This is a genomic window from Staphylococcus taiwanensis (genome assembly GCA_020544305.1).
Classification (GTDB): domain Bacteria; phylum Bacillota; class Bacilli; order Staphylococcales; family Staphylococcaceae; genus Staphylococcus; species Staphylococcus taiwanensis.
The window spans coordinates 1143594-1169069 of the sequence record CP058667.1 but is presented as its reverse complement, the minus strand read 5'-3'; the positions used below and the strand labels follow the sequence as shown (position 1 = coordinate 1169069).

The 25476-nt window shown below is 32.0% G+C and carries 18 protein-coding genes; 4 read left to right on the top strand and 14 right to left on the bottom strand.

Translation table 11 applies throughout. From position 1 onward, the window contains the following. Positions 1-173 precede the first annotated feature (173 nt). The gene (locus tag HYI43_05545) at positions 174-1646 is read right to left on the bottom strand and encodes a PTS transporter subunit EIIBC (GenBank protein UDI78025.1); all 1473 of its coding nucleotides are present in this window, start codon (positions 1644-1646) and stop codon (positions 174-176) included. 536 nt (positions 1647-2182) lie between these two features. Then, complete coding sequence (locus HYI43_05540; GenBank protein ID UDI79274.1) at positions 2183-2806, bottom strand: 1-acyl-sn-glycerol-3-phosphate acyltransferase; 624 nt, start codon at positions 2804-2806, stop codon at positions 2183-2185. Positions 2807-2974: 168 nt separating this feature from the next. Between HYI43_05540 and HYI43_05535 the strand changes: the two genes are divergently transcribed. Next, complete coding sequence (locus HYI43_05535; protein UDI78024.1) at positions 2975-4255, top strand: trypsin-like peptidase domain-containing protein; 1281 nt, start codon at positions 2975-2977, stop codon at positions 4253-4255. Positions 4256-4469: 214 nt separating this feature from the next. On the opposite strand, the gene HYI43_05530 is transcribed toward HYI43_05535, so the two are convergent. The 3 genes from HYI43_05530 to HYI43_05520 all read right to left on the bottom strand — a co-directional run bounded on the left by HYI43_05530 (position 4470) and on the right by HYI43_05520 (position 7910). Beyond that, positions 4470-5879 (bottom strand): multidrug efflux MFS transporter, encoded by a 1410-nt coding sequence (locus HYI43_05530; protein ID UDI78023.1) that lies wholly within the window; start codon positions 5877-5879, stop codon positions 4470-4472. Positions 5880-5999: 120 nt separating this feature from the next. Continuing rightward, entirely contained in the window at positions 6000-6470 is a 471-nt protein-coding gene (locus tag HYI43_05525) for a MarR family transcriptional regulator (GenBank protein ID UDI78022.1), read from the bottom strand. 177 nt (positions 6471-6647) lie between these two features. Continuing rightward, entirely contained in the window at positions 6648-7910 is a 1263-nt protein-coding gene (locus HYI43_05520) for a tyrosine--tRNA ligase (protein UDI78021.1), read from the bottom strand. A 385-nt stretch (positions 7911-8295) separates the two neighbouring features. Between HYI43_05520 and HYI43_05515 the strand changes: the two genes are divergently transcribed. Further along, positions 8296-9225, top strand: coding sequence for a penicillin-binding protein (locus tag HYI43_05515; GenBank protein ID UDI78020.1), 930 nt, complete (start codon positions 8296-8298; stop codon positions 9223-9225). A 320-nt stretch (positions 9226-9545) separates the two neighbouring features. Here the strand turns inward: HYI43_05515 and HYI43_05510 are convergent, their stop codons facing one another. Both HYI43_05510 and acsA read right to left on the bottom strand, forming a co-directional pair. Next, entirely contained in the window at positions 9546-11213 is a 1668-nt protein-coding gene (locus HYI43_05510; GenBank protein ID UDI78019.1) for a formate--tetrahydrofolate ligase, read from the bottom strand. Between the two features lie 400 nt (positions 11214-11613). Then, the gene (acsA, locus tag HYI43_05505; GenBank protein ID UDI78018.1) at positions 11614-13323 is read right to left on the bottom strand and encodes an acetate--CoA ligase; all 1710 of its coding nucleotides are present in this window, start codon (positions 13321-13323) and stop codon (positions 11614-11616) included. Between the two features lie 164 nt (positions 13324-13487). Here acsA and HYI43_05500 point away from each other — a divergent pair, with 164 nt between their 5' ends. Both HYI43_05500 and HYI43_05495 read left to right on the top strand, forming a co-directional pair. Continuing rightward, positions 13488-14120: an N-acetyltransferase gene (locus HYI43_05500; GenBank protein UDI78017.1), complete on the top strand. Its 633-nt coding sequence runs from the start codon at positions 13488-13490 to the stop codon at positions 14118-14120. 35 nt (positions 14121-14155) lie between these two features. Next, a complete protein-coding gene (locus tag HYI43_05495; GenBank protein UDI78016.1) occupies positions 14156-15313 on the top strand; it encodes an acetoin utilization protein AcuC in 1158 nt (385 codons plus the stop codon). A gap of 69 nt (positions 15314-15382) precedes the next feature. On the opposite strand, the gene ccpA is transcribed toward HYI43_05495, so the two are convergent. From ccpA to HYI43_05460, 7 genes are all read right to left on the bottom strand, one after another. Then, positions 15383-16372: a catabolite control protein A gene (gene ccpA / locus HYI43_05490; protein UDI78015.1), complete on the bottom strand. Its 990-nt coding sequence runs from the start codon at positions 16370-16372 to the stop codon at positions 15383-15385. 328 nt (positions 16373-16700) lie between these two features. Further along, the gene (locus HYI43_05485; GenBank protein UDI78014.1) at positions 16701-17792 is read right to left on the bottom strand and encodes a bifunctional 3-deoxy-7-phosphoheptulonate synthase/chorismate mutase; all 1092 of its coding nucleotides are present in this window, start codon (positions 17790-17792) and stop codon (positions 16701-16703) included. Positions 17793-18019: 227 nt separating this feature from the next. Then, positions 18020-18922, bottom strand: a complete 903-nt coding sequence (locus tag HYI43_05480; protein UDI78013.1) for a Maebl — start codon at positions 18920-18922, stop codon at positions 18020-18022. A 164-nt stretch (positions 18923-19086) separates the two neighbouring features. Then, positions 19087-19599: a hypothetical protein gene (locus tag HYI43_05475; GenBank protein ID UDI78012.1), complete on the bottom strand. Its 513-nt coding sequence runs from the start codon at positions 19597-19599 to the stop codon at positions 19087-19089. Positions 19600-19670: 71 nt separating this feature from the next. Further along, complete coding sequence (locus tag HYI43_05470) at positions 19671-20177, bottom strand: DUF948 domain-containing protein (protein ID UDI78011.1); 507 nt, start codon at positions 20175-20177, stop codon at positions 19671-19673. A gap of 81 nt (positions 20178-20258) precedes the next feature. Then, positions 20259-21572 carry a UDP-N-acetylmuramate--L-alanine ligase gene (locus HYI43_05465; protein ID UDI78010.1) on the bottom strand — a complete coding sequence of 438 codons (1314 nt, stop codon included), beginning with the start codon at positions 21570-21572 and terminating at the stop codon, positions 20259-20261. Between the two features lie 20 nt (positions 21573-21592). Then, a complete protein-coding gene (locus HYI43_05460; protein UDI78009.1) occupies positions 21593-25456 on the bottom strand; it encodes a DNA translocase FtsK in 3864 nt (1287 codons plus the stop codon). Between the last annotated feature and the right edge of the window lie 20 nt (positions 25457-25476).

Genomic DNA, 25476 nt, shown 5'->3' with positions numbered 1-25476 from the left:
TAGTCTAAACAATCACAATTCAAAGTCAATATGAATACGAAAGAAAAACTGGTAAATTCATAGATTGAACTAAGAATTTACCAGTTAATATCTGAACAAAACATATTCATCAATATGTTTATATCTTATCAAACTGATAGGACATATTATGTCTGTTTACAAACTTTTTAAGATTATTTCATTTGCTTTTCAATTTCATCAGCAACTTGTTGAACATGTGTACCTATAATAACTTGCGTTGAATGTTTACCATTTGTTGTAACACCGATTGCGCCAGCATTTCTAATTCTCTGTTCATCGATAATTGAATTATCTTTTAACTCCATACGTAATCTTGTAGCACAATTAGTTAGTGTATCAATATTATCACTGCCACCTAAACCTTCCAGGATTTGATTTGCAGTACGATAGTATTTACCTTTTCCAGTATCAACAGATGATTCCTCAGAATGATCTTCAGTATTTTCGGTAGGATCAACTAACAGATTAGTGCCACGACCGATGGTATTTAAGTTAAATACTTGTATAACTACTCGGAATATCACGTAGTAAAGAACAAAAAATACAATGCCTTGAACTAAAATCATTAACGGATGATTTGCCACTGGATTGATAAGTGACAAGCAGTAATCAATCAAACCTGCACTAAACGAAAATCCAGCTGTCCAATGGAATAATGCAGCTATAAATAAAGATAAACCTGTTAATAATGCATGAACTAAAAACAATACCGGAGCAAAGAACATAAACGCAAATTCAATAGGTTCAGTCACTCCCACTACAAAAGCAGAAATCGAACTGGCTAATAACCAAGCATAAACTTGTTTCTTTTGACTTGATTCCGCGGTATGATACATCGCTAATGCAGCAGCCGGCATACCAAACATCATGATTGGGAAGAAACCAGCTTGGTAACGACCAGTAATCCCTTTTACTGCGCCTTCTCCTGTTTGGAATTTACCTATATCATTAATTCCTGCTGTATCAAACCAGAAAACGGCATTTAAAGCATGGTGCAATCCTGTTGGAATTAACAGTCGGTTAAAGAAGCCATATAAGAACGCGCCGAATGGTCCAAAACCAATTAGCCATTTACCAAATGCTACAATTGCTGAATAAATAAACGGCCAAGCAAATAATAAAATTGCAATTAAAAAAGTACAGAAAAATACAGTCATTATAGGAACTAATCGTTTACCACTAAAGAATGATAATGCTGTTGGTAATTCGACATCACTAAATTTGTTATAGCAATAAGCTGCAATTAATCCAATCACTATCCCTATAAACACATTCGAATTATCCATCTTCTCAAATCCTTGATTTACAGAACTAGACTTAATATTGAATAAAACTGCAACTGCAGTAGGTGATAAAACTTTTACAACTAATGCATATCCTAATGCACCTGCTAGTGCGACTGCCCCATCGTTTTTCTTGGCCATACCTATCGCTACACCAATTGCGAAGATAAGACCAAGTTGGCCTAGTATAGCTGTACCTACGGTTGTAAAGAACAATGCTACTGTTGGTAATAAGTGTAACGCTTTAAGCAAATTACCAATACCTACGATTATTGCACCAGCAGGTAAAACGGCTACAGGTAGCATTAAAGATCTACCTAAATTTTGAAAAAACTTAAACATCTATCTTCCTCCCAAAACCTATATTATTTAAATTATTAATATATAACGCATTTATGTATATAGTTCCTTTATTAATTTACCACATATGTAAGCGTTTTGTTGTGTCATTTTTTAATCAATTTATGGAAATTTGTTATTATTAAATAATCAAAAATATTACTCTTTAGATTTTAATTTGGTTTCATCATAAAGAAAAACTCTCAAATCTATATTAGATTCAAGAGTCTTTTTTAAATCAAAATTATACACAAAGATTTATATTGTTTGAGATGCATCCGCATGCCAAAATAGAAAAACACTCACCACTTATTTATGTAAGTCGTATGCAGGTATAAATTCCCACATCAGATTAACTTTTAATGTGTATATTTAATTTTATTAAAATTAAGTTGCACAATTTGTTATATTAAAGTACTAAAAAAGCACTATGACTAAATAATTAATCAAAGTGCTCTTATTTATTGTTTCAAAAATCAATATGACTTTAACTGTACTAAACCCAAGAAAAGTTATTCTATAAATCTATTTTAAAACCATTAATCATTTAAACTGTCTTGAATTAGATGTAACTCTTTTTGTAATTGTGCTGTACGTCGCTCAATTTCTTTAGTTAAATAATCAATTTTTTCATTACGTTTTAAATCAGCTGGAATATCTGATGGATATATCGGTTTCCCAAATTTTATTAATGCTTGACCTGTAATCAAACCATGTATCTTTTTAGGGCCTACGTATGCTGCTGGTAAAATAGGTGCTTTGCCTAACATTGCAATCGTAGAAGCGCCTCGTTTTAAAGGTGCACCTTCAACTGATGTACGATGTCCAGTTGGAAAGATACCGACAGTTTTATTTTCTTTTAATAGATTAACTGGTCTTTTTAAAGTACTTGGACCTGGATTTTCACGATCAACAGGAAAAGCATTTAATGAAGTTAAAAATTTACCGCCCCATTTATTGCTAAACAATTCTTTTTTTGCCATATAATGGATTTCATTAGGTAATATAGCCATTCCAAGCATAATAACCTCATTATAACTTTCATGTGTACATGTTACGACATACTTACTATCTTTAGGAATATTTTCTTTACCTAAAACATATAATGATTTAGCCAACTTCACTAAAATAATATTTAAAAGTCTACTTACAAATTTATACATTTCATCACCTATTTCTTGAATTATACACTCTATTGATTTTATCATTATCCATAAATTTGAACAACAATTCACAAAGATACATCTAAAGTCTTATAGTACTTTACTAGCAAATTTCCAGAAAAAATCTCATAATTAATATAGTGCTTAATTATATAATGGAGGTTAAAAATGTCAGAATTTAATCAAGATAATCAATCGAACAAAGTTCATTACCAAACATATCAACCTAGAAAACCTAAGTTCCCTTGGTTTAAAACAATCTTGGTTGCGTTAATTGCAGGCATCATTGGCGCGTTATTAGTTTTAGGTGCCAGTAAAATGATGGGTTTATTCGGTATGAATGAGAATGGTGCACAAGTACAAGAAGCAACTAATAGTAAAGGTGGAAACGTCTTAGATGGAAAGAGCGAAAAATATAAATCCGTCAATGCAATGATTAAAGATGTCTCACCTTCTATTGTCGGTGTCATTAATATGCAAAAGGCAAATAGTTTAAATGATTTTTTACAAGGTAAATCATCATCTAAGGCCGAAGAAGCTGGTATTGGTTCAGGTGTAATCTACCAAATTAGTAATAACTCAGCTTATATTGTGACAAATAATCATGTTATTAGTGGTGCATCAGAAATAAAAGTACAGTTACATAGTGGTAAGCAAGTTAAAGCTAAATTAATTGGAAAAGATGCAGTATCAGACATTGCAGTATTAAAAATTGATAATACTAAAGGTATTAAATCCATCAAATTTGCGAACTCTTCAAAGGTACAAACAGGTGATAGTGTGTTTGCTATGGGTAACCCATTAGGATTAGAATTTGCTAATTCTGTAACTTCTGGAATTATTTCAGCCAATGAACGCACAATTGAATCTAATACGACTTCAGGGGGTACTAAAGTAAATGTGTTACAAACTGATGCAGCAATTAACCCTGGTAATTCAGGTGGTGCATTAGTCGATATTAATGGTAATTTAGTCGGTATTAACTCTATGAAGATTGCAGCAGATCAAGTAGAAGGTATTGGTTTTGCTATTCCAAGTAACGAAGTGAAAGTAACTATAGAGCAATTAGTAAAAAATGGCAAAATCGAACGTCCTTCAATAGGTATCGGATTATTAAATTTAAGCGATATACCTGATTCTTATAAAAAAGAATTAAATACTGACAAAGATGAAGGCGTGTATGTTGCCAAAGTTAGTGGTTCTAGTGAAGTGAAAGTGGGAGACATTATTACCAAAATTGATAATAAAGAAGTAAAAGAAGACACAGACTTAAGAACTTATTTATATCAAAATAAAAAACCTGGTGAAACTGCTAATTTAACTGTGTTACGTGATGGAAAAACAAAAGAAATTACAGTAAAATTAAAAAATCAAAAAACTACAACGGATTCTCAATCTTCAACTGACTCGGAATCTGATAGTAATGGAAGTAGCCAATTCATTCAGTAAAATGAATAAATTACTGTTCTTATCAACACTAAGCTTTCATTAGATAACGAAAATGAGCCTGAGACATAAATAACAAAATAATGTTATTTTGCAAATTCGCAGTAGCTGACTGAACTGAGAAGGCGCTTAAATCAAGCTTTTCTCAGTTCTAGTCATCCTTGCGGGGGTGGGACGACGAATTTAAAAAGAATTCTGTCCCACTCCCATTTTTAATTTATGAGTGTAAATTATTCTTATGAGTTAAGAATAAAGCAGGAATAATGATGACCAGTAGTGTAATCACCGATACTAAGAAACCAGCATGATAAGCTACTATATTACCAGTAACAGAACTACCTAAACGATTGATGACCATTGCAAGTACTGTAGCAATAAATGCCGTACCAAAACTTGCACCTACATTTTCAATCATATTAATACCTACTCCCGCTTCAGCAATCTCATCTTCATTAATACCCATGTACGCATCAGTAGTTAATCCTAAATTAATACCACCAACGCTACAACCTCTTATGAATAAGATAATAGCTAACCAAAACATACTCGTTTGATCATCAACAAATAAGAGCGGTATTGAACCAAACATGGCAATGATAACACTGATAATGACTACCCATTTAGCACCATATCTATCAATCGCTTTACCGATATAAGGTCGTGTTATAAGCATTCCTATACCTTGTGGAATGAGTGCTAAAGCTGATTCGATAGCAGTATAGTGTTTAAGTGTTTGGAAATATAACGGAATGATAACCATTGGACCCATAATACCTATATTAGATAAAAATAGTCCGATAAATGATGCACTATAATTTCTTTTTTTGAAAATAGATAAAGGTAAAATCGTATCATTCTTTCTCATACGATTATAAAAATAATAGATTATCATTAAAGCAAATCCAATGAACACATAGATTATTGTAATCTTATTTAAAAATGTATGATAATCTGCTGCTTTAGTTAACCCATAAATAAAGAATAAACTGATTAAAGCTAATAAACCAATACCAATAAAATCAACTTTTTTAGATTTATTAAATGGTTTAAAGTCTGGCAAATATTTCATTTGCAACATGACTGCAACGATAACAACGAGGACATTAATAAAGAACATCCATCTCCATGTAGCAAAATGAACAATGAAACCTCCAATGACTGGTCCGAGTATAGGTCCAAATATCATTGGTGTACTCACTACAGCCATAACTTTACCGATATGTTCCTGTCCAGTCGTCTTTATGAGTAATGTAAACATTAACGTTGTTACAATACCTGCACTAAGACCTTGAATAATTCTAAATAATATAAAGCTCTCAACATTCCAACTTATACCAGCTAATACTGACGTAAGTCCGAACAATATAGATGCACCAATAAAAATGCGTTTACCGTTAAACTGATTGATTAGCCAGCCAGCTACCGGAATTATAAGTGCTAAGGCAAGAATATAACCAGTTATCCCCCATTGCACTGTATCTAAAGTTGTATTAAATGTATCGTTTAATTGCTTAATAGCAATATTTATCATGGTTGAGTCTAGCATCGGCGCTATTGCACCTAATGCAATTGCCCATGCCGCAGTCATTATTTCTTTCGAAACTTGCGAGTTATCTTGAGTAGACATATGACATCTCCTTTAAATTGTTTCTACGTCAACAAAATATACGCTCTTTTTGTTTCCTTGTCAACAAAATAAATAAAAATAAAAATTCCTTACTTTAATAGCAAGGAATAAATAATATTACTAAGGCGTACGTAGTTCTTTTGTAATTTGTTGATCTAAATGTTTATTATATCTATTAATGAACGCCATCATGTTATCAAACTCTTCTTCTGTCATACTATCAAAGACAATTTGATCTCTTTTTTGGAACTCCATGTGCAAGTCTGAATGAATTTGATATACGTTTTCACCTTCATCGGTTAGCTTAAAGTAAATTTCCTTTTTATTGTCTTTACTTCGAAAGCTTTCAATCAATCCTTTTTGCTGCATTCTTTTAGTCAGTTTGCTAATAGCCCCTCTAGTCATATAGAGCGTATCAGCTAAATAACGCACATTAGGTTGATGATATTCCTTTATCGCTTCAATACAATGTACTTCTGATGACTTATAACCTTGAAGTGCTTGTTCCATTTTATCTTTATTCAACCATCCAATTTTATTAAATAAATCTCTAAAGCTACTCATCAATACTTCTTCTTTATTTTTAATCATATAATCACTCTTTTTGAAAATTAATAACAAGTTAATTATAACTTATCTCTTCTATTAATTTCATCTAAACACAAACTAAGATAAACTCACAAACTAAAACCCGCAAATGTTCTCTTTGAAACAATTACGGGTCTAATTATATTTATCTTATGAAGTGTAAAGTTTATTGAATATTATTTATTTAAAATTAACCATGAAGTATTTTTTCTTACCACGTCGAATAATAGTGAACTCATTTTCAATTTTATCCGTATCATCTAATTGATATTCTACAGATTGTTGTCTTTCACCATTAATATAAATAGCACCATTATTTACGTCTTCACGCGCTTGTCGTTTAGATGAAGCAATGCCTGTTTCAATTAAAACATCAATAATATTTGTTGTACCTTGAGAAAGTTCAACTTGAGGTACATCTTTAAATCCTTCTTTTAGTTCTTTGGCAGACAATGATTTTAAATCTCCACTAAATAACGCTTGAGATATTCTAATAGCGTCATTAAGTGCTTCTTTACCATGGATAAACTCAGTTACATTTTCAGCTAGTGCTTTTTGTGCCTCCCTTAAATGAGGTTGCTCATTTTTAGATTGTTCTAGACGACTAATTTCTTCTTTATCTAAAAATGTGAAGTATTTTAAGAATTTGATAACGTCATCATCTGATTGATTAATCCAGAATTGATAGAATTCATAAGGACTAGTTTTATCTGCATCTAACCAAACAGCACCAGATTCTGATTTACCAAATTTTTTACCATCTGATTTAGTTACTAATGGAATAGTTAAACCATAAGCTTCAGTTTGTCCATACATACGACGCATTAACTCAATACCACTTGTTATATTACCCCATTGATCTGAACCACCAACTTGTAATTTACAATTTAATTCACGATTTAAATGTCCGAAATCAATAGCTTGTAGGATGGTATAAGTAAATTCAGTATAAGAAATTCCATTTTCTAATCGAGATTGAATGGAATCTTTTCCTAACATGTAGTTTACACCAACGTGTTTACCATAATCTCTTAAAAAACTAATGAGTGAAATTTGACTCAACCAATCTTTATTATTAACCAATACTGCACCTTTATCAGTACCGAATTCAAATAATTTATGCATTTGAGCACTAATACCTTTAACATTTACTTCTACTTGTTCCTCAGTTTGTAATACACGTTCTTCCGATTTACCAGATGGATCGCCAATCATTCCTGTTCCTCCACCAATTAATACAATTGGACGATGACCATGGTCTTGGAAACGACGTAAAGTCATAAATGGTAACAAATGACCGATATGAAGACTATCAGCTGTAGGATCCGCACCACAATATAATGAAATTTGTTCTTTATTTAAAAGTTCTTCAATCGCGTTTTCATCAGTTTGTTGATAAATTAAACCTCTCCATTGTAATTCTTCAATTAATGCATTTGACATATTCTATTCCTCCTATTATGTATCCTATTTATAGCATATCAATACTTAATTTGATGATAATCATTTTTGAAAAAAATAAAAAACGCCCTACATTTTTAAATGTAAGGGCGCTTGTGCACGTTACCACCATACTTAAACAACCTAATGTTGTTCACTCTACTAATGATACGTTCATTAACTAAACGTAGGATAGTTTACGTTGAGGTGTATTCATATATAAGCGATTGTTAGTTCACAGCTACCACTAACTCTCTGAATATCGACAGATACACTACTTCTCCTCTTATCCTAAATATATAGAATTGGTTATAATTATAAGTAACAAGCTATTAAAAGTCAACTTACTGAATATGTTATACTAGATTTAAATTTTAGGAGGATTGAAATGAAAGCGATATTTGCCAAATCAGATAGATATGCGAATTTAAACAAGTTTGAAAAAGTTTATAAAAATATTAAATATATTTTCGTAAGCTTATTTTGTTTTGTATTAGTAGTATCTATCGTTGCTTTCATAGGAACAATAATTTATTTTCATCATTTAACTCACGAATCCTCAAAAATAAGCAATCAGGAACTAAAACAAAGGGTTTTACATTTTGCTGGTGATGATTTACTCGACCATAATAGCAAACATATTTTACAAGAATATAACCAATCTGAAAATTCTTTAATTGTTGGACCTAAACATGTTAGTCCAAACGTTATTAAAGCTTTAACATCTTCTGAAGATACTCTATTTTATAAACATAATGGTATACTTCCTAAAGCATTAGTTCGTGCCATGGTCCAAGATGTATTTAAATTAAATCATAGTACAGGTGGTAGCACCATTACGCAACAATTGATCAAAAACCAAGTACTATCTAACAAGAAAACCTATAGTAGAAAAGCAAACGAACTTATATTATCTATGCGTTTGGAAAAAATTCTTACTAAAAATGAAATTATTTATACATATTTAAATATTGTTCCATTTGGACGAGATTATGAAGGTAATAATATTACTGGAATTGCTTCAGCCTCTTATAGTTTATTTGGTGTACCACCCAGTAATTTAAATATAGCGCAATCAGCATATTTAATCGGCTTACTGCAAAGTCCATATATGTATACCCCTTATAATAATAATGGAAGCTTGAAATCTAAAACGGAGATTCAATTAAGTGTTCAACGTCAACATTATGTTCTTAAAAGAATGCTTGTTGAAGGCGTAATTAACAAAAAAGAATATCGACAAGCGAAAAAATACAATATATATAATCACTTATTAACGAATCCTGATTTACATGGCGATTCACAAACTGTATCATAATTTAAATCTTTTCAAAATCAATCAATTTTTTAATAAAGCAATCAAACCACTAATCTTAGATGAACGATTTTTTTGTCTCACACATTTCACTAATCCCCTATAAAATTGTTTTTGAACCATACGCATAAACGTATGGTTTTCTTTATACAAAAAAGGACTGGGATAGAATTCATCTGAATTCGTAGTCCCAGCCCCGCAAGGATGAATGAACTGAGAAAAGCTTGATATAAAGCACTTTCTCAGCTCAGTTAGCTACTGCTAAATTGCAATTTAGCCTTATAATATAAATATCTAATTCTATCTAATATTAATAATTGTTATTAGAATAAGCCTACAGCATGACCATCATCAGTAACGTCCATATTTAACGCTGCTGGTTTTTTAGGTAAGCCTGGCATAGTCATAATTGCACCTGTTAATGCAACGATGAATCCAGCACCTGTTTTAGCTTCTAATTCTCTAATTGTAATATCAAAGTCAGTTGGTGCACCTAATGCTGTAGCGTCATCACTAAATGAATATTGTGTTTTAGCCATACAGATTGGATATTTGCCCCAACCATTATCAGTGAATTCTTTTAATTGTTTTTTAGCTTTTTTACTAAATGTAACTGATGAACCACCATAGATATCTTTAACGATTGTTTCAATTTTTTCTTCTAATGATTGATCTAAATCATATAAGAATTTGAAGTCATTTGGTTGTTCGATAACTTCAAGTACTTGGTTAGCAAGGTCTACGCCACCTTTACCACCTTTTTCCCAAACTTCAGTTAAAGCGATACGTACGTTGTTTTCTTTAGCCCAAGCTTTAACTGCTTCAGTTTCAGCTTCAGTATCGTGAATGAATGCGTTTAATGCGATAACTGGTTCAACACCAAATTTGCGGATGTTGTTAACGTGACGTTCTAGGTTAACCATACCAGCTTTAAGTGCTTCAACGTTTTCTTCTTTCAAGTCATCTTTAGCTACGCCACCATGCATTTTAAGCGCACGAACTGTCGCAACTAATACCACTGCTGATGGTTCGAATCCTGCTTCACGCGCTTTAATGTCGATGAATTTTTCAGCACCTAAGTCAGAACCGAAACCAGCTTCTGTAACTACGATATCGGCTAGGTCACGTGCAGTTTCTGTAGCTAAAATTGAGTTACAACCATGAGCGATATTAGCGAATGGTCCGCCATGAACTAAAGCAGGAGTACCTTCAATAGTTTGTACTAAGTTTGGTTTAATCGCATCTTTTAAAATCATTGCTAACGCGCCTTCAACTTTAAGATCAGCTACTGTAACTGGCTTACGATCACGTGTATAACCAATTGTAATACGACTAATTTTGTCTTTTAAGTCTTTAATATTACGTGCTAAACATAAAATAGCCATAATTTCAGAAGCTACAGTAATATTAAATCCATCTTCACGAGGTACACCATTTGTAGGTCCACCTAAACCAACATTAACATGACGTAATGCACGGTCATTCATATCTAATACACGTTTCCATTCAATACGACGTACATCAATTCCTAAATCATTACCTTGATGAATATGATTATCAATGAATGCTGATAATGCGTTGTTGGCAGTTGTAATAGCATGGAAGTCCCCGTTAAAGTGTAAGTTAATATCTTCCATAGGTAATACTTGAGCGTAACCACCGCCTGTAGCACCACCTTTAATACCAAAAGTTGGTCCTAATGCTGGTTCACGTAAAGCAACCATTACATTTTTATTTAATTCATGAAATGCATCTGATAAACCTACTGTAACTGTTGATTTACCTTCCCCTGCTGGAGTTGGACTCATTGCAGTTACTAAAACTACTTTCCCTTTGTTTTCTTTAGGTTTAATTTGATTAATATCAATCTTCGCTTTATAGTGACCATATTGTTCTAATGCATCTGCTGGGATTCCAGCTTTTTCAGCGATTTCTCCAATAGGTTTTAGTTCTGATTGATTAGCAATATCTAAATCTGATAAATGTGCCAACTTATTTCAACCCCTTATTAATAATTAGTTTTGATTTTATATGTAAGAAGACCTTTTCTAAGAGATATAAGGTTTCTTAAAAATCTTACATATTAATAATAACTAACAATGTAAGCGATGTCGAATTTTTGATAGCGTTTCCAATGTTTTGTGTAAAATTTAACTATTTATTATGATAATATTAGTTTTCATCCTACTTTATAAATAAATTTATAAAATATAACAAACTATTTTTCTTGTAAGTAAATAATAAAAACAAAATAGCAGTTTACCTCCTAACTATTAAAGAAGCAAACTGCCATATTAAAAACTTACATAATGTATTTATTAAGTTAAAATCAATGATTTAAATTATATCCACTTATATAAAAGGATTCTTTAAATATATTATTTTTTAACTTTAATCTTCCATAGTACTTAAATCGCCAGCATCTAAATTTAATTCCCAAGCTTTAAGTACACGTCTCATGATTTTACCTGAACGCGTTTTAGGAAGTTTATCCTTAAACTCTATTTCACGAGGTGCTGCATGACCTGATAATCCTTCTTTAACAAATTTTCTAATCTCTTCTTTCAGTTCGTCTGAAGGCTCGTAGCCTTGTCGTAATGAAATAAATGCTTTAATAATTTCTCCACGTACAGGATCAGGTTTACCAATAACCCCTGCTTCTGCAACTGCTTCATGTTCAACTAATTTAGACTCAACTTCAAATGGACCTACACGCTCACCAGCTGTCATGATGACATCATCAACTCTACCTTGGAACCAGAAATAACCATCCTCATCTTGATATGCTGAGTCGCCTGATACATACCAATCACCAATGAAGTAAGAATCATATTTTTCTGGATTCTTCCAGATCGCATACATCATTGAAGGCCATCCTTTTTTAATCGCTAAGTTACCCATTCGATTTGGCGGTAGCACTTTACCTGAATCATCAATTATAGCCGCTTCAATACCAGGGAGTGGTTTACCCATTGAACCTAATTTAATGTCCATAGCTGGGTAGTTAACAATCATATGTCCACCTGTTTCTGTCATCCACCATGTATCAAGTACACGTTTATCATAAACTTCTTTTGCCCATTTAATAACTTCAGGGTTTAGGGGTTCACCCACAGATAAAATTGAACGTAATGATGATAAATCATATTTTTCAACAATATCGTCACCTGCACTCATTAACATTCTCAATGCTGTCGGTGCAGTGTACCATACTGTCACTTTAAAATGCTCTATCATGCCGTACCATTGCTCTGGAGAAAATCTACCGCCGGCAATACAATTCGTTACACCATTTAACCAAGGTGCAAATACACCATATGATGTTCCAGTTACCCAACCTGGGTCAGCTGTACACCAATAAATGTCATCTTCTTGTAAGTCTAGTACATATTTACCTGATATATAATGAAGTAACATTGCTTTTTGTACATGTAGTACACCTTTTGGTTGTCCAGTTGAACCTGATGTATAGTGTAAGATTAAACCATCGTCTTCTTTTAACCACTCAATTTCAAATTCTTCACTTGCGTGTTCTAATTCAGTGTTAAAATCGACATAACCATCTTCAACTTCATCATCTACTACTACAATTGTTTCTAAATGAGGCAACTTATCTTTAGGAATTCTACCTAGCAAACTTTTCGTTGTAACAATAACTTTTGCTTCACTATTTTCTAATCTATCTGTTACAGCTTTTTCCATGAAAGCTTCAAATAAAGGACCTACAATTGCACCAATTTTTAAGATTCCAAGAAATGCGAAGTATAGTTCTGGTGTGCGTGGCATAAAGATAAATACGCGATCACCTTTTTGAACATGTGCTTTATCAACTAAAACATTTGCTGCTTTATTAGACAACGCTTTTAATTGATTAAACGTATATTGCTCTTCTCGTCGTTCATCTTTATAATTAAGAGCAATTTTATCCCCTTTTCCATTATCTACATGGCGATCAATGCACTCATAAGCCATATTGATTTTATCAGTCTCATTCCATGAGAAAGCCTTTTTAACTTCGTCCCATTTAAAGTTTTCATACGTTTGTTCATAGTCTTTTAAATTATAGTTTCCGTTTTGGCTTTCATATACTTCTACTTTCATTTTTAACTCCCCCTTGTTAAATGAAATCGCTTTCTTTAAAAAGTATTATACATCAATTTTTGTGTTATTCAAAATTTTTAGATAATTATTACATTTAAATTTGTTTATTTTCCTAAATAAATATAAAATAACTATAATGATTGGGCAAAATGGGAGTGAGATGAATGAAACATATCAAAACATATGTAAATAAACATATATCTGTGGATAATAATACGTTTACTATTGAGGGCCCTGTATCATACACAAATTTGAAAACGCTTACTTTTGATGATGACTTAAATGCATTTCGACCGGCATCCGATCAATTCGAAGCGCTTCTTGAAATAAGTCAATTAACAGAAGGACGCATTTATATTGTTAGACAAAATCAACATATCATAGGTTATGTTACCTATCATTATCCAGATGATTTTGAACGATGGTCGGAAGGTAACTTAGATTACCTTATCGAACTAGGCGCTATTGAAATACATCATGCATATCGTCAATATCATTTGGGTGGTGAACTTATTTCATTAAGTCTTTCTCAGGACGAATTTGAAAATTACATTGTTCTAACTACGGAATATTACTGGCATTGGGATTTGAAAACTGCAAAATTAGATGTTTATGAATATAAGAAAATGATGCAAAAATTGATGTCTAAAGGTGGTTTAGAAGTATTTGCCACGGATGATCCTGAAATTACAAGTCACCCTGCTAATTGTTTAATGGCTAGAATTGGTAAACGTATTACTTTAGACCAGCAACAAGCTTTTGATGACTTACGTTATAAAAATAGATTTTTCTTTTAAAGACTGCTCGGTATATTTTAAGGGGTATGATAATTATGCAAAATAAATTTAAAACAGGTTATGTATATTCAGATGAATTATTAAAATATCGTTTTAATGATAATCATCCTTTTAATCAAATGAGATTAAAATTAACTACAGAATTACTTCAAGCAATGGGGATTTTAACAAAAGCGCATATGATTCAACCGAGAATAGCGACTGATGATGAGTTAGCTCTAGTTCACCAATATGACTATATTCAAGCAATTAAACATGCGTCACATGGTATTTTAAGCACTTCAGAAGCACAAAAATATGGTCTAAATACTGATGACACCTATCAGTTCCGACATATGCATAAGCATAGTGCACGTATTGTCGGAGGTGCATTAAACTTAGCAGATGCAATCATGGATGGCAGATATCAAAACGGTTGCCATTTGGGTGGTGGCTTACATCACGCACTCCCTGGTCGTGCAAATGGATTTTGTATTTATAACGATGTCGCAATTACTGCAAAATATCTAGCTACAAAATTTAATCAACGCGTTATGATTATTGATACAGATGCACATCATGGTGATGGAACACAATGGAGTTTTTATACAGACAATTCAATCATGTGTTATTCGATTCATGAAACCGGCAAGTTTTTATTTCCTGGATCCGGACATTATACTGAACGCGGTGAAGATTTAGGCTATGGTTATACTGTGAATCTGCCATTAGAGCCATTTACAGAACACGATAATTTTTTAAAAGTGTTTGAAGAATCAGTAACAAGTGTTATTAAAGCTTATAAGCCGGATATTATTTTAAGTGTGCACGGCGTAGATATTCACTACTTAGACCCACTAACGCACTTAAGTTGTTCATTAGAAACTTTGTATGAAATACCTTTTATAATACAGAAATTAGCAAATCAATTTACTGATGGGAAAGTAATGATGTTTGGTGGCGGTGGTTATAATATTTGGCAAGTTGTTCCACGTGCATGGAGTCATATATTTTTAGCATTAATAAATGAAGCACTACCTAATGGTGCCCTTCCTGAAAAGTGGCTACATAAGTGGTCTACCTATTCACCAGTCAAATTACCTAAGCATTGGACGGAAGATTATCGTGATTATGAAACGATTCCCCGAACTAAAGAAATATCTGATAAAAATAATGAACGTGCACAGCTGATCGTTAGTTGGTATACAAAGTAATAAATATAAAAAGAGATTGAAACATAGCATTGTATGATTTCAATCTCTTCTTTTATTCTCTTATTTTGATTATTTAGTAGTTCCACGATATTCAATTCTATGTGGCAAAATAACGTTTGGTTCTTCAATTTCTTCGTCATTCATATATTTAGTTAGCAAACGCATTCCTACTGCACCTATATCATAAAGTGGTTGAATAACACTAGATAATTTAGGTCTTACCATTTCAACAAGTCGCGTATTATTAAAACTTACAATTTGTAATTCTTCAGGTACTTTGATACCGGCATCTAGTGCACTGTGCATAATGCCAATTGCTTGTTCATCACTTACTGATAAGATAGCATCTGGTAAATTATGTTTTAATTCTTCAAATACTCTTATACCATCTTTATAACTTTCAGAACCTGATAGTGGAACCGTTTCATTAAGTTTAAGTTGATGTTTATCTAGCACTTCTTTTAATCCGCTTAATACATCATCTTGAGCTTTTTTAGAATAATCCCCACTTACTAGTGCAAATTCTTTAGCCCCATTATCAATTAATTGTTCAGTAATTTCTTTAGCTGCTTCTTTGAAATCAATATTAACTGAAGCGATATTATCATCTTTACCATTTGTGCCAGAAACCACAACAGGAACGGAAGATTGATTGATTAAGTCTTTTATTTCGTCTGAAATCGTACCACCTAAAAAGATAATGCCATCCACTTGTTTACTTAAAAGATTATTGAAAATTTCTTTTTCCTTTTCAGAATCATTATCTGAATTAGAAATTATTGAATGATATTTATACATTGTTGCTATATCTTCAATACCTCGTGCTAATTGTGAATAGTAAATATTTGATATATCTGGAATAATAACGCCTACTGTTGTTGTTTTTTTACTAGCAAGCCCTCTCGCAACAGCGTTTGGTCTATAATTCAATTTTTTTATTACTTCATTAACTTTTTTACGTGTTTCTGGTTTTACATTTTGATTACCATTAACCACTCTCGATACTGTTGCCATTGATACGCGAGCTTCTCTAGCAACATCATAAATTGTTACAGTCATAATTTCCTCCTTGTAAGCGTTTTATTTGTTATTATAACGTGCTTTCATCATATTTTCAAAGTTTATCATAAAATTGATATGTGTCAATTTAGTTAGTAATTTATTCACATTTATGTCAAATTTTTATGCTAAATGATTTATATTATTGACATATTACATCTCAAACATTTTATTTTTATTGATATTATAATATTATTTTTATATTAATTTGTTACAAACATAAACTAAGCCATTCATCTTTACTGAAAGTCATATTATAAAATAGTATGACTATCTAGTAAAATGAATAGCTTAAATTGGCTCTATTAGAAAGCGCTATTAAACATGTTTACTTTAATTTTTTTGAATTGTATAGATCTGAAAGTGGTTTTAACTCATTATAGAATTTATTAAATTCATCTAAATCCATTTGTTGACCGCTATCACTTAAGGCAATTGATGGATCAGGGTGTACTTCTGCCATTACTCCATCAGCTCCAACAGCTAAAGCTGCTTTTGCCGTTGGTAGCATAATATCTTTTCTGCCTGTACTATGTGTAACATCAACCATTACAGGCAAATGTGTGCCTTGTTTCAATATTGGTACGGCTGAAATATCTAATGTATTACGCGTTGCTTTCTCATAAGTACGAATACCACGTTCACATAATATAATGTTTTTATTGCCTTGAGATGCAATATATTCAGCAGCGAATGTAAACTCTTCAATAGTTGCTGATAATCCACGTTTTAACAAAATTGGTTTATTAGTACGCCCAGCTTCTTTTAATAGTTCAAAGTTTTGCATATTACGTGCACCAATTTGGAAAACATCCAAATATTCATCCGCTACTTCAAAATCAGCAGGATTTACAATTTCACTGACTACATTTAAGCCAAATTTGTCTTTTACATTTTTTAAGATTTTCAATCCTTCTATACCAAGTCCTTGGAAATCATATGGTGAAGTTCTCGGTTTAAAAGCACCGCCACGAATAAATTTTTCACCTTTAGCTTTTAAGTCTTTAGCAACGATATCTACTTGTTCTTGAGATTCAACAGAGCATGGTCCAAATACGAATGATTTGTTACCATCACCAATGATGCCGCCGTTATCAAATTTGACAATTGTGTCTTCTGGTTTGAGTTTTCTAGAAACATACAAATGTTTTTCATTTTCTGATTTTTGTAAATCTGTAGATGCCTTAAATATTTCTTTAAATAATTGTTTTATTACATTATCATTAAAAGGTCCTTGATTACGATCCATTAAATCATTAATCATTTCTTTTTCGCGTTGAGGATCATAAACTTTTGTCCCCTGTTTAATTTTTTCTTCGCCAATTTTTTGAGCTAATTCGCCTCTTTTAGATAGTAAATCTAAAATATCATTATTAATCGAAACGATCTCTTCTCTGTATTGTTCTAATTTAGTTGACATTACTACTCACCTCAATAATTTACTTTACTTAATTATATTACTTTAAAGCGGTAAAATAATTGTATTTAAAAATATTCTAACAATTACAGACTAATAGTTCAACCTTTGTAATCGATTAATTTTCTAAAGGTTTTGAATAATCTAACTATTGATTACTTTTTTAGTATTTACACAAAAAAACTGAGACAAGTCTTACTGTCTCAGTTCTTTAAAACAAAGGTGTAATTTTAATCATTAAAAGTGCGTTTATCTATTTTACTTTTAGCTTTTTCAGTTCTTTGTTGTTGTTTTGGTGTTTTATTTTTGCCATTTTGTTGGTTATTTTTAGCTTTATTTGCTTTATTTTGAGTTGATTTTGAATCATGCGTGATAACTCCTGATTCAAATTTAGCAGTTGCATGATTTTGCTCATTTTTACTTTGTTTTTCATCTTTATTAAATTCCTTAGTTGATTTAGTAATTAAACTAGGAACTTTTTTATTAGATGATTTTGCTATTGCTGGTTCAGCTAAAAGTGCTTTTGTTTTATTCGCAACTTTAACGTCATTTGCTAACTTATCTTGTTTTGCTTTAGAAGCAGAAGCTAATCTATGTGCAAATGAAGATGCTTGTTTGTTTGAAGTATCATTCACTTGACTTGAATCAGATAGATTATTTTTTGATGACTCTACTTTAATTGCGTTTTGTTGAGCAACTAATTCTGAAGTACTTACTTCTTTTGCTTCAGTAGATTTTTTATCTTTTGTTGTTTCTGCTTTGGCTTCTTGTATTTCTTGCGCTTGTGGTGATTGATCTGCTAAGTCATTTGATGTTTCTGCTTTGATTGCATTTTGTTGAGCTGCTAATTCAGTAGCACTAGCTTTTTTTGATTCATTGTCTTTTAGTGTTTCTGCTTTAGCTTCTTGTATTTCTTGTGCCTGTGGTGATTGGTCTGCTAAGTCACTTGATGTTTCTGCTTTGATTGCATTTTGTTGGGCTGCTAATTCAGTAGCACTAGCTTTTTCTGTTTCAGTAGATTTTTCATCTTTAGCAAGCGCTTCTACTTTTGCTTCTTGTATTTCTTGCGCTTGCGGAGACTTATCTGCTAAATTATTTGTTGTTTCTGCTTTAATTGCATTTTGCTGTGCCACAATTTCTTCTGCACTATTTTCTGCATTAGTTCTATGAGCTGATTCAGTTGATGTTGCTTCTGCTTTCGCCTCTTGAATTTCTTGTGCTTGTGGTGATTGATCTGCTAAGTCGCTTGATGTTTCTGCTTTAATCGCATTTTGTTGGGCTTTAAGCTCATTACTCGTTACTTCAGTATTATTTTTATTTCTAAAATCTTCAATTCGTTGCTTCCCCCCCCCCCCCCCCCCCCCCCCCCCCCCCCCCCCCCCCCCCCCCCCCCCCCCCCCCCCCCCCCCCCCCCCCCCCCCCCCCCCCCTTTTTTTTTTTTTTTTTTTTTTTTTTTTTTTTTTTTTTTTTTTTTTTTTTTTTTTTTTTTTTTTTTTTTTTTTTTTTTTTTTTTTTTTTTTTTTTTTTTTTTTTTTTTTTTTTTTTTTTTTTTTTTTTTTTTTTTTTTTTTTTTTTTTTTTTTTTTTTTTTTTTTTTTTTTTTTTTTTTTTTTTTTTTTTTTTTTTTTTTTTTGTTTGGCGCCTTGGCCTCTTAAATCATTTCCTGTGTTATTTGTTTCGAATGAATCACGGTCATAATGTTTTGTTGCATTTGATTGTGATGAATTATCTTGTTGATTAGCACCTTGGCCTCTTAAATCATTTCCTGAGTTATTTGTTTCAAATGAATCACGATTATATTTCTTACTCATATTAATTCCTCCTATAAGAAATGCACTTAAATAAGTTAAGACCTCATTTAAGTGCATTTGATTGAATCATATTAAAAGTTTTTCTCAACGTTTGTAGTATAATTTTGATTTGCATGATTTGCATCATTAGCTACAGAACCATTTCTGTAGTTTGCACTTCCTCTACGGTAGTGTCTATTTTGCCATTTGTCAGCAATTTCCATTGCAACATTTGACCATTGAACTACTTGAGAAATTTTATCTTCATTTTGAGAAATATTATGTGTAATTGAATTAGTTACACGATCAACTGATCCGTTTAAGTTTTGAACTGAGTCGCCAATGCCTTTAACACCGTCAACTACAGAATTTAAACGTTCAACTTTGTCTTGAATGTCTTCAGTTAAGCGATTTGCTTTGTGAAGTAAATCAGTTGTTTCACGAGTAATACCTTGAACCTGACCTTCAACACCATCAAGTGTTTTAGCCACGTGATCTAAATTCTTTTTAACTGAAATTAAAACGACAACGATTCCAATACATAATACTAAGAATGCAATCGCGGCGATAATTCCAGCAATTGGTAAAATCCAATCCATTAAAAACGCCTCCTAATTACCATTTACTTTTAAATAAAAGTCATTAATTATAAATACCCAACCTGATTTTATATAAACATATTAAAATTCATTTGTCATGCCAACTTTTTCTTCATAGGCACGTTGTAACTTTTGAATGTCTCCTGCGCCCATAAATAAAATGACAGCATTTTCAAATTTTTCTAATACATCAATATTATTTTCATCGATTAATGCAGATCCGTCAATACGATTTATTAAATCTTGTATAGTTAAATCTCCAGTATTTTCACGAATTGAACCGAAAATTTCACATAAAAAGACGTGGTCTGCTTTACTTAAAGATGTTGCAAATTCATCTAGAAAGGCTTGTGTTCTAGAAAATGTATGTGGTTGGAACACTGCTACTATCTCTTTATTAGGGTATTTTTTACGTGCTGTTTCAATTGTAGCACTAATTTCTCTTGGATGGTGAGCATAATCGTCTACTAATACTTGTTTTGCGATAATAGTTTCATTAAAGCGACGTTTTACACCGCCAAATGTTTCTAACGCTTCTTTAATGTTATTTACGTCCATTTTCTCTAAGTAGCTAATAGTAATAACTGCTAGAGCATTTTGAATATTATGGTCTCCATATTGAGGTGTTAAAAATTGATCATAATATTCCCCATTAATGTATACGTCAAATTCAGTACCTTTTTCAGTAATTTGAATATTGTCGGCATAAACGTCATCATTTTTACTTAAACCGTAGTAATAAATTGGGACATCAGCTTTAAGTTCTCTTAAATGTTGATCATCACCCCAAGCGATAATTGCTTTTTTAACATTATGTGCCATACTTTGGAAAGCACTAGCAACGTCATCGATATCTTTAAAGTAATCAGGATGGTCGAAATCTATATTTGTCATAATGGCATAATCTGGATGATAACTTAAGAAGTGACGACGATACTCACACGCTTCAAATGCAAAATAATCACTTGCAGGTAATCCCATACCAGTGCCATCTCCAATTAAGAATGATGTTTTTTTATCACCATTCATTACATGAGATAACAAACCAGTAGTTGACGTTTTACCATGTGCACCAGTAACAGCTACTGATGTATATTGATCGATAACGTGACCCAAGAAATCATGGTAACGAATTACATCTAATTTTAAATCATGTGCTTTAACAATTTCTTCATGTGTGTCTGGGAACGCATTACCTTGAATGACTACCATGCCTTCTTTAATATTATCAGCACTAAATGGTAGAATTTTTATTCCTTTATTTTTTAATGCAACTTCTGTAAATACGTATTTCTCTATATCTGAGCCTTGCACTTCATGGCCTAAATCATGCATGATTTGTGCTAATGAACTCATACCTGCGCCTTTAATACCAACAAAATGATAATGCGTCATATCCATAAAACTCCTTTAAATTAATCTTTCTTTAAATCTGATTCAGTAATAAATACATCTCTTGGTTTAGAACCATTTGCACCAGAAATGTAATTTAATTGTTCTAATTGATCTACAATACGTGCAGCACGATTATATCCTATTTGAAAATGTCTTTGAATTAAAGAAGTTGAAATGTGGCCCTCTCTGACCATGAATTCACATACATCATCAAACAACTCATCTTGAGCTTGAGTTTGATTCTTTTTCAATAATTCCTTTTCTTCAAAAAGATAATCAGGTTCTCTTTGTTCTTTAATGAAATCAACGACATCATCGATTTCTTCATCCGAAACAAATGTACCTTGTACACGTATAGGTTTATTCATTCCACTACCTAAATATAACATGTCTCCATAACCTAATAGTCGTTCTGCGCCTCCACTATCTAAAATAGTTCTAGAATCAACGCTTGAAGACACCATAAAGGCAATTCTAGTAGGAATATTAGCTTTGATTAAACCAGTAATAACGTTAACAGAAGGTCGTTGCGTTGCTACTAGCATATGAATACCACATGCACGTGCTTTTTGAGCAATTCTAGCAATTGATTGTTCAACTTCCTGTGGTGCCATCATCATTAAATCTGCTAATTCATCAATAACAATAACAATTTTTGGCATTCTTTGCTCGTATGGTGCTTTTTTATTAAATGCGGTTATGTTTCTTACATGGAACTTCGCAAATAGTTTATAGCGACGCTCCATTTCTTCAACCGCCCATTTTAAGCTTTGTGTAGCCGCTTTAACATCTGTAATAACTGGTGATACTAGATGTGGTAAATCATTGTATGGTGCCAGTTCAACCATCTTAGGGTCGATTAATAATAATCTTAATTCCTCAGGATGATTTTTATATAATAATGACATTAAAATACTATTGATACAAACTGATTTACCAGAGCCAGTCGCACCAGCAATCAATGCATGGGGCGTTTTAGCAATATCCATTAATAACGGTTCATTATTAATGCGGTTACCCATTGCTACAGTTAATTTCGATTCAGTATTCTTGAATTTTTGACTATCTATAATCGATTTCAAATTAACTTTTGTAGGATTTAAATTAGGTACTTCAATACCTACAAGACTTGTTCCTGGAATAGGTGCTTCAATTCTTATGTCCTTAGCGGCTAATGCCATTTTAATGTCATCTTGTAAAGCAGTGATTCTCGAAACTTTGACACCTTTCTCGACAGCTAATTCAAAACGAGTCACACTTGGACCTTTAGTGACCTTTTGAACTTCAGCGGGAACATTGAAATAATAAAATGCATCATTTAACTCTTGCTTTTTCTCTTCTATCCACGATTCATCAATTTCTTGTTCCTCAGGGTCTTCTAATAAATCTATACTTGGAAGCTTAATATTAGGCCCTTTTCTAATTGCTGGTTTTTGAATGTTTGACTGATTATCTGGGTGTCTTTGATTATCTTGTTGTAAATGCTCATGAGTTTCATGCTGGTTTGTTGGTTCTAATTCATGTTGATCTAATCCCTCTTTGGAAGAACTACTTGTATTAAGATTAGAAATATCATTAGCATCTAAATTATCTGAATTCGCTTTGTCTTCAGTTTTAAAATTTTCATTATTCAATGAAATATTATCATCAACAATGAAATCACTTTGACTTGATTGATCATCTTTCATTTGTTTATTAACATTTGTATTTTGATCTTCATTATTATTTATTGAAGTTTGTACATTTTTAGTTTCTGGTTTTAATTCAGGCACATTGACTTTGCTACGTACTTGATTATTCTTTTTAGCATCCATCATACGTTTTTTATCAGATGGTGTCATAACAACATTAAAAGGCTTGCTACCTGGCTTAATCGAGCGTTGTTGTACTTTTGCTGTTGTGTCTTTTTGTAGAGATTCAGAATGATCAACGTGTTTTTCTTTTTCATTTATATCTATATGTGCATCATTTTCAGTGGAACTATGTTTATCATCATTATTATCTTCGTTTGAAAGTTCGCGATTATCTACATCAAGTTTAGGTTCATTACTTAGATTATCATTGTTTGGTGTATTTGAATCATTATCAACCGAATGCTTAGGCGCATATTCTACATCTGATTCAACAGCGTTACCAAGATAGTCAATATGCTGATTATTAGAATTTGACGAATGCTCTTGTTCTATATCATTGTTACTTGTATTTGCATGTACATCAGATGTTGAATCGCTATCAATTTCACGATAATAAGCCTCGTCAATATCATTATCGGAAGCTTCATGTGAATTATTATCAAAAGTAATATCATTTGACACTTTTGAATTTACTGAAGTTACTTCATTAATGTCTTCAAAATTAGCGTCAGTTTCTGTATTGTTCATATCATTATGTGTTGAATCATTTTGATGTCCAATATTGTGATGGTCATTTAAGTTTTCACTTGAGTTAGTTGTAGATTCATTACCAACATCTATATCATTATCTAGACTTTCTTGATAAGCGTCTTCTTGTGAAATATCTTTAACTTGTACATCATCTTGATCAACTTGTTGTACTTTTGAGACTTGGTTTAAATCAATTTCTTCATAATTGTATGAATCACTGGAATTTTCTTGAATCGATTCATTTTGAATATGAGCATCTTCATCATTAGAACCATTAGTTTGAATGTTTTCATCAATAACATTAGACTCATTTTTGGGTTCAAATGTATTATCGACGCCGTAACGATTCGCATCATTACTATGATTTTGTACTTCATTATTAAATAAAACTTCGTCTTCATTTAATGAACTTTCACCAATATATTGTTCCGCTTGTTTAGCATACATTTCATCTATAGCTTTTTGTATACCGTCTTGATCTTCATCAGCTTGTTGACGTTTATTTTGTAATGCTTTTTTAAATTTACGTTTTTGTTGGGCTTTACGTTCACGCTCACGTCTAATTTCTTCGACGATTTGTGAAGCATAAATATTCTCAATATTTACTGTATTATCACGTTGTGAATAGTTAGGAATACGTTCTTCTTTTTCTTTGTCACCATTACTACTCTGATTTAAGCTTTCACTATCTTCTGAAACATAACTTGATTTACCATGGTTAAGCTCGGTATCATTATTTTTCTCAGCTGATTGAACGTTCGCAGAATTACTGTATGTTGATTGTTCAGCAGTTTTGTCAGATGATTTAGACAGAATATCAGAACTTTCATCAATCGAATCATCAGCAGGTGGTATGACACCATTTTTAATAGGTCTACGCTTTTTGGTGCCAAAAATTGCTGACGGAACTTCCGATGTTTTAAAACTTGGACGATGATATGTAGAATCAGAACTCAATTTATAACTCGATTTAAACCGTTCAGATTGTAATTTATAACGTGACTGATGATTATCAGGATTATAATTAGTATCAGCGTTCATTTTATAACTATTGCCATTTGTTCTTTTAGATACATTATTACGGGATGTCGATGTTTGAGGTTGTGAAGATCTACTTTTTATAGAAGGTATCCCTGTATCGTCTATATTGGTATGATGTCTTCTACGTCGTTTACGCGTATCTTGAGCACTATCATAAATAAATTGATTGTCTTCAAAGTGATTTACATTTTGGTCGTTATCATTATTATAATTAGATGAATGCAAATATTCATCGTCTTCATGATAAATAGCCTCTTCGTAGTCTTCATTATCCCGTCCAACCTCTATTGGAAATCGAAATTTTCCTTTTGGTCGATCATAAATATCGTTATTTTCAGGAAGTAATGTATCATCGTTATTCATTTGTGTTTTAGAGTCATGACGACGTTTGCTTTTACGTCTTAACAATTCATCATCTGAATTATCATTGTTGCTAAATAAATCATCAAACCAACTCATACACTCACACCCTTCCTCTT

Bases quoted from the DNA above. Each gene is read 5' to 3' on its own strand.
- HYI43_05530 (UDI78023.1), bottom strand. From the start codon at position 5,879: ATGTCTACTCAAGATAACTCGCAAGTTTCGAAAGAAATAATGACTGCG.
- HYI43_05465 (UDI78010.1), bottom strand. From the start codon at position 21,572: ATGACGCATTATCATTTTGTTGGTATTAAAGGCGCAGGTATGAGTTCA.
- HYI43_05500 (UDI78017.1), top strand. From the start codon at position 13,488: ATGAAACATATCAAAACATATGTAAATAAACATATATCTGTGGATAAT.
- acsA (UDI78018.1), bottom strand. From the start codon at position 13,323: ATGAAAGTAGAAGTATATGAAAGCCAAAACGGAAACTATAATTTAAAA.
- HYI43_05540 (UDI79274.1), bottom strand. From the start codon at position 2,806: ATGTATAAATTTGTAAGTAGACTTTTAAATATTATTTTAGTGAAGTTG.
- HYI43_05535 (UDI78024.1), top strand. From the start codon at position 2,975: ATGTCAGAATTTAATCAAGATAATCAATCGAACAAAGTTCATTACCAA.
- HYI43_05495 (UDI78016.1), top strand. From the start codon at position 14,156: ATGCAAAATAAATTTAAAACAGGTTATGTATATTCAGATGAATTATTA.
- HYI43_05485 (UDI78014.1), bottom strand. From the start codon at position 17,792: ATGTCAACTAAATTAGAACAATACAGAGAAGAGATCGTTTCGATTAAT.
- HYI43_05520 (UDI78021.1), bottom strand. From the start codon at position 7,910: ATGTCAAATGCATTAATTGAAGAATTACAATGGAGAGGTTTAATTTAT.
- HYI43_05475 (UDI78012.1), bottom strand. From the start codon at position 19,599: ATGAGTAAGAAATATAATCGTGATTCATTTGAAACAAATAACTCAGGA.
- ccpA (UDI78015.1), bottom strand. From the start codon at position 16,372: ATGACTGTAACAATTTATGATGTTGCTAGAGAAGCTCGCGTATCAATG.
- HYI43_05545 (UDI78025.1), bottom strand. From the start codon at position 1,646: ATGTTTAAGTTTTTTCAAAATTTAGGTAGATCTTTAATGCTACCTGTA.
- HYI43_05525 (UDI78022.1), bottom strand. From the start codon at position 6,470: ATGATTAAAAATAAAGAAGAAGTATTGATGAGTAGCTTTAGAGATTTA.
- HYI43_05460 (UDI78009.1), bottom strand. From the start codon at position 25,456: ATGAGTTGGTTTGATGATTTATTTAGCAACAATGATAATTCAGATGAT.
- HYI43_05515 (UDI78020.1), top strand. From the start codon at position 8,296: ATGAAAGCGATATTTGCCAAATCAGATAGATATGCGAATTTAAACAAG.
- HYI43_05470 (UDI78011.1), bottom strand. From the start codon at position 20,177: ATGGATTGGATTTTACCAATTGCTGGAATTATCGCCGCGATTGCATTC.